Raw genomic sequence first — 11,958 nt, forward strand, 5'->3', positions numbered from 1 at the left:
GCGTGTGGTGGGTAACTCTCGGTGGCAGGTGGGGCATTCGCCGGTCCAGGCCCGAATGAGGTCCTGGATGGCGTCGAGGACTCGGTAGAAGGTCAGGCCGGCGCCTCGACTTTTGGGTCGAGGCGCCGGAGGGTGAGGAAGGCGTGGGCGGCGGTGACGAGGGTGACGTGGTGGTGCCAGCCTCGCCAGGTGCGGCCCTCGAAGTGGTCCAGGCCCAGGCCGTGCTTCATCTCGCGGTAGTCGTGCTCGATGCGCCAGCGGATCTTGGCCAGGCGCACGAGGCGGCGGATCGCGGTGTCGGGCGGCAGGCTGGTGAGCCAGTAGTCGGTAGGTGCGCTTGCGTCCGGTGGCCATTCGGCGAGCAGGGTCTCGGACGGCAGGATGCCGTTCCAGGCGGCGCTTCCGCCGGCGTCGGCGGCGGCGAGCGCCCGCGGGATCTTCCCCGCGGGCCGCACCTGGAGGACACGGAACCGCGAGCGCATCGCTCCGCGGCTGCCCTGGCGCCAGGTGACCTGCCGAAACGCCCTGCGCCCGCCAGCGGCGGCAAGCTCATACAGGGCGACGGAGTCGGTGCGGTAGCGGGGAAGTGTCCTGCGCCCGGCGCCGCGGTAGGCGGGCGCCTCGGGCTCCGCATCGTGGCGGTGCGCGGTCTCGTCCCCGCGCACCGCCACGATGTAGTCCAGATCCCGGGAGCGCAGGGCATGACGGAACGCCGCCGACTGACCGTAGCCCGCGTCGGCGACCACGACCTGCGGGGCAAGTCCCCAGGAGATCAGCTCTTCGAGAGTCTCGATCGCCAGCCGCCATTTCTCGACATGGCCGACCTGCGTCGGCAGGCCGGTGCGTCGCCTGCGGTCGTCGTTGCGGTCGTCCCAGTCCGGCGGCACGAACAGCCGCCAGGACAGGGGGCTGGAAGCCTGGTCGGTGACGGCGTGGACGCTGACCCCGACCTGGCACAGCGAGCGCTTTCCCAGTGCTCCGCAATACTGCCGAGAGGTTGCCACCGACTGGTCGCCGGACTTCGGGAACGAGGTGTCGTCGATCACCCACGCCTCCGGCCCGAGGGCGGAGGTCATCTTCCCGGCGATCTGCCGCAGCACGGGCGCGTGGTCCCACGGCGACTGGCTGACGAACTGCTGCAAGGCCTGCATGTTCCCGTCCGGCAGCCGTTCGGCCATCGGCTGGATCGACTTTCGCCGCCCGTCCAGCATCAGCCCACGCAGGTAGCAGTCCCCTTGCCGACGCTGGTCCTTACGCGCAAGGGATGAAGACCTCGGCCACGAAGTCACCGAGGTCCCCGCGAAGCCGTTCCACCTCACCAAGATCCACAGGCTGCAGCATGCACCGCCACAGCCACCAAGATCAAATCAACCTAACGAAGTACTACTAGTCGCCCGCCGTCCTGACCTGCTTGCGGTAGGCCCCCGGCGGCGATCCGAAGTGTCGTTTGAAAGCTTTGGCGAAGGCGAACTCCGACGTGTACCCCGTGTGCTGCGCGATCGTGCTCAGGGGGTTCGGCGATCGGTGCAGCAACCGCGCCGCGGTGGCCATCCGCCAGTTGGCCAGGTAGGTCATCGGCGGCTCGCCGACCACCGAGGTGAACCGGCGCGAGAACGCCGCCCGGGACAGCCCGGCGCAGGTGCCCAGCGACTCCACGGTCCAGGGATGGCCGGGATCGTCGTGGATCGCCTTCAGAGCCGGGGCGACTGCCGGGTCGGACAGCGCGGCCGCCCAACCCCGGGTCCGCTCCTTCGGTAGTTCGGCGTACCACGACCGGAGGATGTACAGCAGCAGCAGGTCGATGAGTGCCGTGACGACCGCGTCCGAGCCCGGCTGCGGCGTGTGGAACTCGGCGCACAGCTGATCGACCGCCGAGCGCAGCACCGGGTGGCGGCCGGGAACCGCGGGGAGGTGGATGACCTCCGGTAGATCGCTGAACAGCGGATGCGGGCGCTCGACGTCGATCGCGTAGGCGCCGCACACCAGCACCGTGTGCGGCCCTGGTCCGTCCACGGTGACCTGGCCGATCGGCGAGGAACGGTCCACGCGTTCCGGTACGAAGTCCACCGGATCGCGGTCCGGCACGTCGCACAGGGTGTGTCCGCTGCCGCGCTGCAGGAAGACGATGTCGCCGGGTCCGAGCGCGAGCGGTTGGCCGTGCGGTGGCAGCAGGTAGCAGTGTCCTTCCACGACCACGTGGAATCCGGCTCCTGAGATGGGTTGGAACTTCAGGGCCCACGGGGCGTGCGCGTCGGTGCGGGTGACCATCGGGCGTCCCGTGCGCAGGACGTCGAGGGTGTCGCTCAGGATGTCCATAGCGGCACTCTAGTGCCTGTGCGGCGAGACGATATGACAGGGAATCGAGATCTTGAGTCATTCATCGTCTCGATGTGCGGGCGTACGTTCTTGCCATGGCGGTTGCCGAACCCCGGCGCCGCATCGACGAAGGAATGGATCCCCATCCCATGTCTCTGGCTGGCAAGAAGATCGTGATCATCGGTGGAACCTCCGGCATCGGCTTCGCAGTAGCCCAACAGACCGCTGCGGCCGGCGCGGCCGTCGTGGTCGCCTCCAGCAATCAGGACCGCGTGGACGCCGCGACGAAGCGGTTGGGCGAGCCGGCCGAAGGCCGCCGCCTGGACGTCGCAGACGGCAACGCCATCGCCGCGTTCTTCGAGGAGGTCGGGGAGTTCGACCACCTCGTCTACACCGCGGGCGAATCCCTGCTGATCAAGCCGTTGGTCGACACCACCCCGCAGGAGGCCAGGGCCGTCTTCGAGCGCCGGTTCTGGGGCGCCTTCCTCTCCGCCAAGTACGCCGCACCGCGACTGCGCGACGGCGGCTCGATCACTTTCAGCTCCGGCGTCCTCGCGATCCGCCCCCTGTCCGGAACCGCGCTCACGGCGGGGATCACCGGCGGCATCGAGGCCCTGTCCCGGGCACTCGCCGTCGAACTCGCCCCTCTGCGCGTCAACGTGGTCCAGCCCGGTGTGATCCGCACGGAGCTGTGGGACGACAGCGTCCCGGACCCGGAGGCCTTCCTCCAGGGCGCCGGGTCCGAGCTGCTCACGCGGCGTGTCGGCACCGCCGAGGAAGCCGCGGCGGCCTATCTCTTCGCCTTGTCCAACGCCTACGTCACCGGCACCACGCTCGCGGTGGACGGCGGCGCGGCGCTGGTGTGACAAGGCGCCACACAGAACAGTCAACGAAGCAGGGCCACACCCACGCGACGCGTTCCCCGCCGCGGTAGCTGACGACGCGAGGCCGACCTGACGTGCGGATCCGAACGGCCAGGCCCGAAGCGGAGACCCGTCGACCTGATCGTCCCGGAGATCCACTGCCTCATCGACGCACTGTTCAGCCCGCCGATCACCACCCTGAACGCCCTCCCGCACTGGTCGAACTGGCGCGGACGCCACCAAGCTTCGGCACGCCGCAGCCACGACGGCAGCGGCTCTCGGCACGAAGGTCGCGACGTCACACGGAGTGCTGGTGGTGTCAGGACGGGCGGTTGAGGGACTCGAGGATCGGACGGGATTCGGCTTTCGGTCGGCCGCTGTTGCGAGGTCGAGCCGGTCAGCCTTCCTGCGCTCCGTGGCACAGTTCCCGCATCGTGTCAGGAAGACGGCCGATCCGGGCCTGCAGGTCGGCGCACAGCCGTGTCAGCCAGCCGGTGCGAAGGGGGTCCGGAAGGGCCTCGCCCTGACGGAACGGGGGAGTGACGCGCGAAGGCGCAGACGGCGGCGCAGCGGGGTCAGGGTGCTGCTGCTCCGGAGTCCGAGGCCTTGGTGCAGGAACTGGATGCGTACGTGAGCGAGGCGCTGCGCCGAGATCCTCGGACGCGGTGTCGTCGGTCGGGTCCGTCGCGACGTCGGGCGCGACCGAAGGTGAAGCCGGCACCGCAGAGGGGGCGGGCGGCGAAGGCAAAGTCGGCGCTGTTCGTTCCCGCTCGTGATCGAGCGCCGCGATGAGTACCGGGGCCGTTGGAGTCCCGGGGCTCGACACCGCCTGCAAGGTGGCAGAGTCTGCGCGGCGCTCGTCGCCCGTGAACGCCGAGCCGACGACGAGAATCGCGGTGAGAACGACCGGCGTCAGGCTGCGCCGAAGCGGAAACCGTTCCGCCCGCGCCCGCCGGCGCGGGGCGCTCGCGACGCGGATCGGTCCCCCGGCCGCCGCGGCATCCGCCGCCAACAGTCGGCAGAGGTCGGCGTTACGGGCAGCCGGAAGCCGTGACGGCGACCCGCGTCCTGCCCAGCCGGCTGCTGCCGCCGAATACAGCTCGGCCGCCTGCTCGTAGGCGCTGCAGCAAACCGCGACGTGCGCGCGCACTTCAAGAGCCCTGAGTGTCGCGGGATGCAGGGAGCCGCGGTCCATGGAAACGTGCCGCAGAAGTTCGTCCGCCAAGCGGGCTGCCTTCGCGTGGTCCCCGGATTCCACCGCGGCGCGAATGCCCCGGACCGCCGGAGCATAGTCATCGGGGAGCGCTGCGAACTCCATGTCGGGTGGAACGCCGATGTCGGCCGACGACCGGGTCGGGACGCTTGCCGGTGTTGAGCCGAAGGATGTCCTGGGGAGCACGATCCCTCCTTGTCGATGATCGCCGACACCTTCCATCAGATCACGGCTGCTCCACCTCGGCGCCACGCTTGTTCGACAATCGTCAGCCCATGGTGTGAACCACGTGGTGACGGTTTGACGCGGGACCTGGAGGCGACGGCAGCCGGCTGAGAGATGGCGAAAATTCCTGGTCGCGTCGGTCGGTGCGGGAGGACAGCCGTGTGCTAGACCAGGTGCGGTCCGCGCAGCAGGAGGGGATCTGTTCGGCGGGGGCGCTGCATCCTCGATGCAGATCAACAGTCACGTGGTTCATTTCCATGGGAGGTGGAGAATGCACTCACTGAATCCACCCGAGCAAGAAGACATCGCACTTGGGGTGCCGTCAATGATCGACCAAAAGATCTGGGACGAACTGGCTGAGTCGGATGCCGCTGCTGCCGGATTGACAGCGAATCGACCCGTTTCGGAAGCCGGTGGTGAAGTGCGCATTCCTTCCGAGCCCATGGACTTGTCGTTTCGGATGGATGAGCTGCCCTTGTGGGTCGGCGAGGGGGCTCCCGAGCCGGCCAAGGCCCGGTCGGAGGTGGCAGACAGCGGCATCCCGGATCTCAAGGCGCAGCTCGGTGACGTGGCCGCGGCCTGGAGGGAAGCCGTGCCCGCGGAGCGCGGTACGGCCGACGACCTGCGAGCGGTCCTCGAGGCCGATGTGCAGGCGCTCCAGGTCCGTTGGCAATCCGTCGCCGCGCTCCCGTACGGAGGCGAAGCACCCGTTGGGACGCGGGCCCACGGAGCTGCCCAGCAGCAGGCGGATGCCGTCAACGCCGCACTGCGCGGTGCCGACCGGCATGCTCCGGCTCTCAGCGGCGTACCCGAGTGGCAGCAGATTCGGACGGTCCGCGAGGCGGTCGACCGCCTGTGGCGGACCCTGGCGACACGGGCGGGCGAGCACGCCGACCGCCTCTTCCGCGACCACCGCATCTCCGACTTCCTTCGCCAGGTCTCGATCCGCGCGTGCGAGACGATCGCACGGCTCGCCCAGCTCGCGGCCGACCGCCTCCTACGCGGCCGGACCGCCCTCCCGAGCGCGGAGGCCCTCCTGGCACTCGGCAACGCGGCGGGCACCTACTCCACCTTCGCGCGGAGCCACGGGAGCCTTCCCACCGCAGGGGCGCTGCTCGCCCTGGGCAGCGACCTCGGCCGGGACACGTCTCCGGCGCAGACGGGCACCGAGGTCGACGTCCCCGGCCTGGTGGCGCTGGGTCGTGCTCTTCGGAAGCCCGGGCCCGGCTGGGAGGTGTCGTCAGCCGCAGCTCGGCTGCGCTCCGGCGGCGCCGGCCAGGTGAGGCGCAGCACTCCCGCCGGAGAACAGGCAGCGCACCCGAGGACGGCTTCGGTGGCGCAGTCCGGGCGCAAGCCACGCCAGCGCTGAAGGATGTCAGTTCGAAAGAACGAAACGGCCAAACCGGAAGGTCAGATGGTGAATTCGAATCCCCTGCCGTCACCCGACGTCGAGCAGGTTGCTGCCGAGGTCCTGCAAGTTGCGACCACTGTGGCGCACACGCTCGCCGATCTGGCGGTGACCGACGACCGGTATGACCAGATCGGGGCCCTGTCCGCCGCCGCCTATGCCATCGAGGCAGCCTCCTACCTGCCACTGCCCACTTCTCCGAGGGAAAGCTTCGATCAGCCGAATTACCGTGAAGCTGCCTTCCTGGTGCGGCACCTGGAGGAGATCGCTGACGAGCTCGACGAGCTCGCCCGCCGTTCCACGGAGCTCCGGCAGACGCGAGACCGCCACACCGCTGCCCTTCGCACCCGCGACACGGCGACCGCACTGCGGAACGCCCTGCCAGTCGGAGAGGCCTCCGAATGACCTCGGACCCGACCTGGGGCGACTTCACCGAGCTGGCTTTCCTGAGGCTTCAGTACGCCCTTGCGGCTCTCGCCGAGGCCGCCACCCGAAGCACGCCTGGGCAGCACGCCGCACGCACCGAGGCGCTGGCGGGTACGTGCCGCCTGCTGCACAACTACTCCCGGCGCTTCGGCCCCCTCGCACACGACCCGCTCGGCATCGCCGAGGGCGACGTCGCCCGCCTCCAGGGCAACCTGGAAACCCTCGGGCGCGTACTTCGGTTCGAAGCGCGCTACGCCAGGCCCGAGCCGGACCCGGTGGCCCGGCACCTTGCCGATGCAACGCGGATGCTGGCGCTCGGCAGTGACCTGCTCAACAGCCATCATGGCCCGGACGGCCAACACCGCAGTCCCTACGCCGCCTACCTGGACAGCCCCACCGTCGCCCGTCATGTGATCGCAGAGGTCTCCGAGCTCGCCAGCACTGCCGGACGGGTCGCTGCTCGGCTCGGTCTCCTGTGCCCGCCGGATCCTCGCGAGACCCGGGGCCACCCGCTGGAACGCCGTCTGGCCGAGCCGGCCACCTTGATCGAACAGGCCGCGATCGGCATCCACCGTCAGCTAAGGTCCCCGCGGCCTGTCACACCCGCTCCCGGCCTCCCCAACCTGCCCACCGCCGTGATCTCTCCGCCGTCTCCGGTGCGGCCCGGTGAGCCGCAGTACGAAGCCCTGGCCGCCGTCACGGCCGGAACGGAGTGGCTCGGAGCCCACACCGTGCGACAGGCAACGCTCCGCGTTCCCGATGTCACCTTCACCGAACTCTCTCTGACGGCCAACCACACCGCGCTCGCTCACCTCTTCGCAGCGCGGTTGGTCGAGCACACGCACCGGCAGCTGACCGCGGACTCCGCAGGTCAAGACGCCCTCATGTCGGCTGCGGGTTCGCTTCGCGCGGCCGCCCAGGCGTGGCAGCGGGTCGCTGTTGGCTGGGGGTCGTACTTCCGATCAGCATCGACCAGTCGCGATTCGCGTCCCGCTCAAGAGGCCGAGTTCGCCGTCGTCAGGCTTGGCCGCACGCTCTTTTCGGCCGGTTGGACCCACCGTGACAGCGGGCGGCGGCCGACCAGGGCTCCCCAGGACATCATCGCCGCGCCGGCCGATGTGCCTCCCATCCTCGCCGCCGTCCACGCGGTTCCGGCCGCTGGCCAGGTCCTTGCCGAGCACACCCCTTGGCTCGCCCAGACCATGATCGGGCGAGGTGTCCTGCTGAGCTCCGATCCCGAGCACAACCCGCACGGCAGCACGCCTGCTGATCAGTTCAAGAAGGGCTGGACCCGCTGGTATCCGGCGTCCCCCGATCAGATCGTGCCGGTGACGGTTGCCTACGACGAAGCCCGTAAGGCCTCGGCCGCTGCGCAGTCCGCGACGGCCTCTGCCGCGGCAGCCGCCGGCCACCCTCTCGCCCGGGCCCTGCTCGACGCCGACCGGCGGCGCACGCTCGGCTTCACCGGCAGCCCTGACCGCGACCGGCAACGGGTGAACGCTGCCGCGGCCCGTGCCCGCAGCGCGACGGCATCTCCCAGCCGCAACCAAGAGCCCCCAGGGCTCCCCAGGCACCGGGCGGCCGAGCTGTCCCGTGAAGTCGCCGCTCACCACCGCCGCCGGAACGCGCGGTAGAACGCAGCCGGACCTGCGGGGATTCAGCTGCCGCTGTCGTCGCCGCTGTACCAGGCGCTCGGCACCCGGCTGGGAAGTCGGTGCTCGACACGGTGCTCGCCCTTGGTGCAGCTGGCGAACGGTCCCCTCGGCCCGCGCAGTTCGGTCATGCACGGGCGATAGTGGTCGCGGTACCACGTGCTGGGACCGGTGTAGCCGCATGTGGCGGGGTCGGTCAGCTCCTGCCAGGCCAGCCACAGCGCGTGCAGGGCACCCACCGCGTCCCAATGCTCGGTCCAGAGGTGGCACCAACGGGCGTCGGCGGAAGGCTCGCCGAGACAGCCGGGGACCAGAACGCCCTCCACCCACTCGGCGAGCAGCCGGAGTTCCGAGTCCAGCTCGTCGCCGTCGAGCAGGAAGATGAACGGCGGGTACCGCCTGTCCTCGGTCTCCGAGCGCTGTTCCGTCCAGGCATCGCCGGTGAACAGCGCCGCTGGTTCCGCAGGGGCGGAGGAGAGTGCTTCCACCGAGGCGCGCAGCGAGGCCACCTCGGCCTTGAGGTCGTCAATGTCCTCTGCCATCGCCACCTGGTTCGGAGCAGCCGTCTCCGGGTGGTCGGCGTCAGCCACGTCGCCCTGCCTTTCGTTCCTCCCAGGCGACGTGGGCGCGCTTGGCGATGGCGGCCTCCTCCGCCCGCATGGCCGGGTCCAGGTGTGCCATTGATTCCTCCAAGTACCAAGGCCTCAGCACAATCTGGGCCACGGGCATGCCTGTTGACAGCAGCAAGGCGGTGCCGCGCTTCATGGCACGGATCCGAGCAGGCTCGAGGATCTGCTCGCGGTGCTCGCTGATGGAGGTGGATCCGCCGTCGCGGCTCTTGGAGTGGGACTCTCGGGTGATCTCGTGATTGCCGACCAGGGTGGCGATGTCGTTGACGAAGCGTGTGTCGTCCAGCCCGACGCCGATCACCTTCTTGGTGGCCGCACCCCACAGGGCGCTCATGCCGGCCTCGCCCCACGCGCGCACACCTTGCGAGTAACTCTGCAGAATCGTGTAGGGATTGATGCCGCGCGAGCCGAGGTGGCTGTAGAGGTCCGGCAGGTCGGCGATGTTGCAGATGTTGGCGGCCTCGTCGAGGATCGCGCGCATCGGCTCGGGCAGGCGTCCTCCGTGCCGCTCTCCGGCCTCGGTCGCCGCGGTGAACACGGAGTCGGCGAGGGCGGCGACGACGGCCGAGGAGGCGCCGCCCTTCTTGCTGAGCAGGTACAGGGTGTCCCGGCTGAGCGCGAACTCCTCCGGCCGGAACTGGGGGCGGTGCCGGTCGGGCAGCATCCAGGCGAGGACCTTCTCGTCGCGCAGCGCCGAGATGGCGGTGCGGGCGTTCTGGTAGATGCCGGACTGGGTCTCCTCGGCGATGTTGACGGAGCTCTCCACCTGCTCGGCCAGGACCTCCTCGTGCTGGTAGAGGATCCGCAGCGGTGCCCGCTCCTTGGGGTCGGCGACCCACTTGAGAACGTCCCGGACGGTGGCGCCGTCCCACCAGGCGGCGCGGAACATGCCGACCAGCAGATCGCTGGCGCCCTGGGCCCAGAACGGGTCGGCGGCATCGCTCTTGACCTGGTTGACGAAGTGGGTGGCCAGGCGCTCCGCACGGTCGAGGGTCTCGGCCTCGGCAATGATGTCCCACCAGCAGGAACGCTCGATCTGGGCGACGCGCTGGGTGTCGAACGCCCAGACGGAGCCGACCTTTTGCCGGGTGGAGAGGGTGGCCGCGTAGACGTCCGACTTGTTGCTGGTCAACAGGAGCGCGGCGGGTGCCTCGACCGCGATGGGGATGGCAATGGCGCTCGACTTGCCGGCACGGGGGGCCATCAGAGCGAGATAGGTGTCCTCGTCGGAGCCGCGCAGCTCCACTCCGGTCGGGAGGTGGTCGCCGAGCAGAACGCCTCGGTCGCGCGGGGTGACGTCGCGGGGCTTGACGTCCCGCAGGGAAGCGCGCAGGCGGGTCGAGGTGCTCGCCGCCCGTTTGGGCGTCAGGTCGCGTACCTGGTGGAGGGTGGCGAGGTGGGCAGCCTGGTGGAACCAGCGGAGGCCGGCCCACAGCCCCCAGCCGATCCCGGCGACGACCACCGCGTCGAACAGCGCGGCGCCGGCACCGCTGGCCACCGGAGAATGCGGCCAGACCGCAGTCCAGCTGCGCGCCATCTCGAAGACGGTGTACGGGCTGAGCGATGGAGCGTCGGCTCCGGTCAGGACGGCGCCGGCGGCGGCACCGGTCCAGGTGGAGGCGGCCAACACCACCACACCGCCGACGAGGATGCCTCCGGCGAGCCACATCCGGTCGTTCTCGGTCATCATCGACGGGCGTCTCCCACGGGCTCGGTGTTCCTGTCGGTGTGGTACAGCCGCCGCTCGGTGGCGGTGAGTTCCATCGCGGCGGCGATGCCGGGCCGGGTGCCGATCTTGATGAGGTACTTGCCGCGCCCGGGGTGGACCTGGTCGGCGGTGTCGAGGCCGGTGCTGGTGGCAGAAGCCCAGGAGGTGATCATCATTCGTTCCTGCTCGGTCAACGATCTCTTGCCGGACACCCGGCCCAGCTCCTCGTCCGTCGAGCCGCCGATCACCCAGGTGTCGCACCGGTCCATCAGTCCACGGGCCTTCGCCCGGTCTTCCTCGGTCGGCAGGGCCTCCACGTCCTCCAGGGAGTGCGTCACGTAGATGGTGACGTCGTCGGTGGTTCTGTTGAGGCGACTGATGGAATCCATGGCGTCGACCAGACCCGGCCCAGAACGCAGGGCTCGCCACATCTCGTCCATGGGCAGCACCAGTCGGCGGCGGACCACGCCCAGGCTGCGCGCGCTGTCGATGGTGTTGTAGGTGTAGGCCCAGCTGGCGATCATCCCGGCCGAGACGACGTCGCTGCCGCGGGCGCGCAGGGCATTGATGTCCACCGACACCGCCGGGGCGTCGAGGTCGAGAGGAGTGCTGGTCGGCCCGTCGAACATGCCCTTGAGCGGTCCGTCGACGAGGTTGTCCAGGCCGGCGACGACCGAGCGGGTCAGGTCGAGGTAGGTGTCGCCGTCGGCCGCCAGTTTGACCCGCAGTGCCTCGGGGGCCTGCCGAAGGACGGCGATCACGTCCGGGACGACCGGGTCCGTGCCCGACGCGGCGTCGGCGGCGAGCTGCACCGCGGTGGTCAGCGCGCTGCGTTCGATCTCGTTGGGCTGGCGCCCGAGACCGCAGCGCGTGGCCAACAGAGCGCCCAGTGTCTCCAGACGCCTCCCGGTGAGGACATCGAGCAGCGCCTGGCGCTCGGTGGCGGGCAGCACGGCCAAGCGGTGCTTCAGCGGGCCGGAGTCGAGCGGGTTGATCCGGTCGACCCCGGTGCCGATGCGCAGCACGCTGCCACCCAACTCGCGGACCATCGTGGAGTACTCGCCCTTGATGTCGGCCGGCACGCACATCATGCAGCCGTACGCGACGTAGACGAGGCAGATCCGCTTCACCAGAGCGCTCTTGCCGACACCGGGTTGGGACATCACCCACACACCCGGGTTGGTGGTGAGCCGGCCGGTCCAGCCGGACGGGTCGATGCACACCAGCTCGCCGGTCAGGACGTCACGGCCGACCGGCACCCCGCGTGGCGGCAGGCCCGAGCCGAGCAGGAAGGGGTAGATCGACGCGACCTGGGTGGAGGGGCCGGTGTAGACGGTTCCGCTGTCCTCCACCGCCACCCGGCCGCCGAACGGACCGCCCCAGCCCAGCCGCGGGGCGAAGATCCTGCGCCCGCGCCACGGCGATGGCAGGCTCGTCCCACGAGACGTCCTCGGTTTGGCGTCCGGGAGCCACCGGGGCGTCAGAAGTGTCGTCGACTTCTTGTCGGGCATCGCCGGA

The 11,958-nt window shown here is 69.9% G+C and carries 9 protein-coding genes and 1 pseudogene; 4 read left to right on the forward strand and 6 right to left on the reverse strand.

What is annotated here, in order from left to right:
- Positions 1-92: 92 nt before the first annotated feature.
- Positions 93-1,329: pseudogene (locus tag VM95_RS11360) on the reverse strand (IS701 family transposase).
- Between the two features lie 57 nt (positions 1,330-1,386).
- Positions 1,387-2,316, reverse strand: a complete 930-nt coding sequence (locus tag VM95_RS11365) for an AraC family transcriptional regulator (protein WP_045694973.1) — start codon at positions 2,314-2,316, stop codon at positions 1,387-1,389.
- 149 nt (positions 2,317-2,465) lie between these two features.
- Here VM95_RS11365 and VM95_RS11370 point away from each other — a divergent pair, with 149 nt between their 5' ends.
- Complete coding sequence (locus VM95_RS11370) at positions 2,466-3,182, forward strand: SDR family oxidoreductase (RefSeq protein WP_045694976.1); 717 nt, start codon at positions 2,466-2,468, stop codon at positions 3,180-3,182.
- Positions 3,183-3,576: 394 nt separating this feature from the next.
- Here VM95_RS11370 and VM95_RS42380 read toward each other — a convergent pair whose 3' ends face one another.
- Positions 3,577-4,578, reverse strand: a complete 1,002-nt coding sequence (locus tag VM95_RS42380; RefSeq protein WP_157882045.1) for a hypothetical protein — start codon at positions 4,576-4,578, stop codon at positions 3,577-3,579.
- 364 nt (positions 4,579-4,942) lie between these two features.
- On the opposite strand from VM95_RS42380, the gene VM95_RS11375 reads away from it, so the two are divergent.
- The 3 genes from VM95_RS11375 to VM95_RS11385 are packed head-to-tail and all read left to right on the forward strand — an operon-like array spanning position 4,943 to position 8,085.
- The gene (locus VM95_RS11375) at positions 4,943-5,986 is read left to right on the forward strand and encodes a serine/threonine-protein kinase (protein WP_157882046.1); all 1,044 of its coding nucleotides are present in this window, start codon (positions 4,943-4,945) and stop codon (positions 5,984-5,986) included.
- Between the two features lie 3 nt (positions 5,987-5,989).
- The gene (locus VM95_RS11380; RefSeq protein ID WP_157882047.1) at positions 5,990-6,430 is read left to right on the forward strand and encodes a hypothetical protein; all 441 of its coding nucleotides are present in this window, start codon (positions 5,990-5,992) and stop codon (positions 6,428-6,430) included.
- Positions 6,427-8,085, forward strand: a complete 1,659-nt coding sequence (locus VM95_RS11385) for a hypothetical protein (protein WP_045694985.1) — start codon at positions 6,427-6,429, stop codon at positions 8,083-8,085. Before VM95_RS11380 ends, VM95_RS11385 begins: the two co-directional genes overlap by 4 nt.
- Positions 8,086-8,108: 23 nt before the next feature.
- Here VM95_RS11385 and VM95_RS11390 read toward each other — a convergent pair whose 3' ends face one another.
- The 3 genes from VM95_RS11390 to VM95_RS11400 are packed head-to-tail and all read right to left on the reverse strand — an operon-like array spanning position 8,109 to position 11,951.
- Positions 8,109-8,645 (reverse strand): DUF4913 domain-containing protein, encoded by a 537-nt coding sequence (locus VM95_RS11390; protein WP_052707314.1) that lies wholly within the window; start codon positions 8,643-8,645, stop codon positions 8,109-8,111.
- A 40-nt stretch (positions 8,646-8,685) separates the two neighbouring features.
- On the reverse strand, positions 8,686-10,419 hold the full coding sequence (locus tag VM95_RS11395; RefSeq protein WP_244178721.1) for a type IV secretory system conjugative DNA transfer family protein: 1,734 nt from the start codon (positions 10,417-10,419) through the stop codon (positions 8,686-8,688).
- Positions 10,419-11,951 (reverse strand): ATP-binding protein, encoded by a 1,533-nt coding sequence (locus VM95_RS11400; protein ID WP_244178722.1) that lies wholly within the window; start codon positions 11,949-11,951, stop codon positions 10,419-10,421. Before VM95_RS11400 ends, VM95_RS11395 begins: the two co-directional genes overlap by 1 nt.
- Positions 11,952-11,958 lie beyond the last annotated feature (7 nt).

This window comes from Streptomyces rubellomurinus (assembly GCF_000961885.1).
In the GTDB taxonomy this organism is placed as follows: domain Bacteria; phylum Actinomycetota; class Actinomycetes; order Streptomycetales; family Streptomycetaceae; genus Kitasatospora; species Kitasatospora rubellomurina.

Coding starts and splice junctions, on each gene's coding strand:
- VM95_RS11365 (WP_045694973.1), bottom strand. CDS start 2,316: ATGGACATCCTGAGCGACACCCTCGACGTCCTGCGCACGGGACGCCCG.
- VM95_RS11370 (WP_045694976.1), top strand. CDS start 2,466: ATGTCTCTGGCTGGCAAGAAGATCGTGATCATCGGTGGAACCTCCGGC.
- VM95_RS11375 (WP_157882046.1), top strand. CDS start 4,943: ATGATCGACCAAAAGATCTGGGACGAACTGGCTGAGTCGGATGCCGCT.
- VM95_RS11380 (WP_157882047.1), top strand. CDS start 5,990: ATGTCAGTTCGAAAGAACGAAACGGCCAAACCGGAAGGTCAGATGGTG.
- VM95_RS11385 (WP_045694985.1), top strand. CDS start 6,427: ATGACCTCGGACCCGACCTGGGGCGACTTCACCGAGCTGGCTTTCCTG.
- VM95_RS11390 (WP_052707314.1), bottom strand. CDS start 8,645: ATGGCAGAGGACATTGACGACCTCAAGGCCGAGGTGGCCTCGCTGCGC.
- VM95_RS11395 (WP_244178721.1), bottom strand. CDS start 10,419: ATGACCGAGAACGACCGGATGTGGCTCGCCGGAGGCATCCTCGTCGGC.
- VM95_RS11400 (WP_244178722.1), bottom strand. CDS start 11,951: ATGCCCGACAAGAAGTCGACGACACTTCTGACGCCCCGGTGGCTCCCG.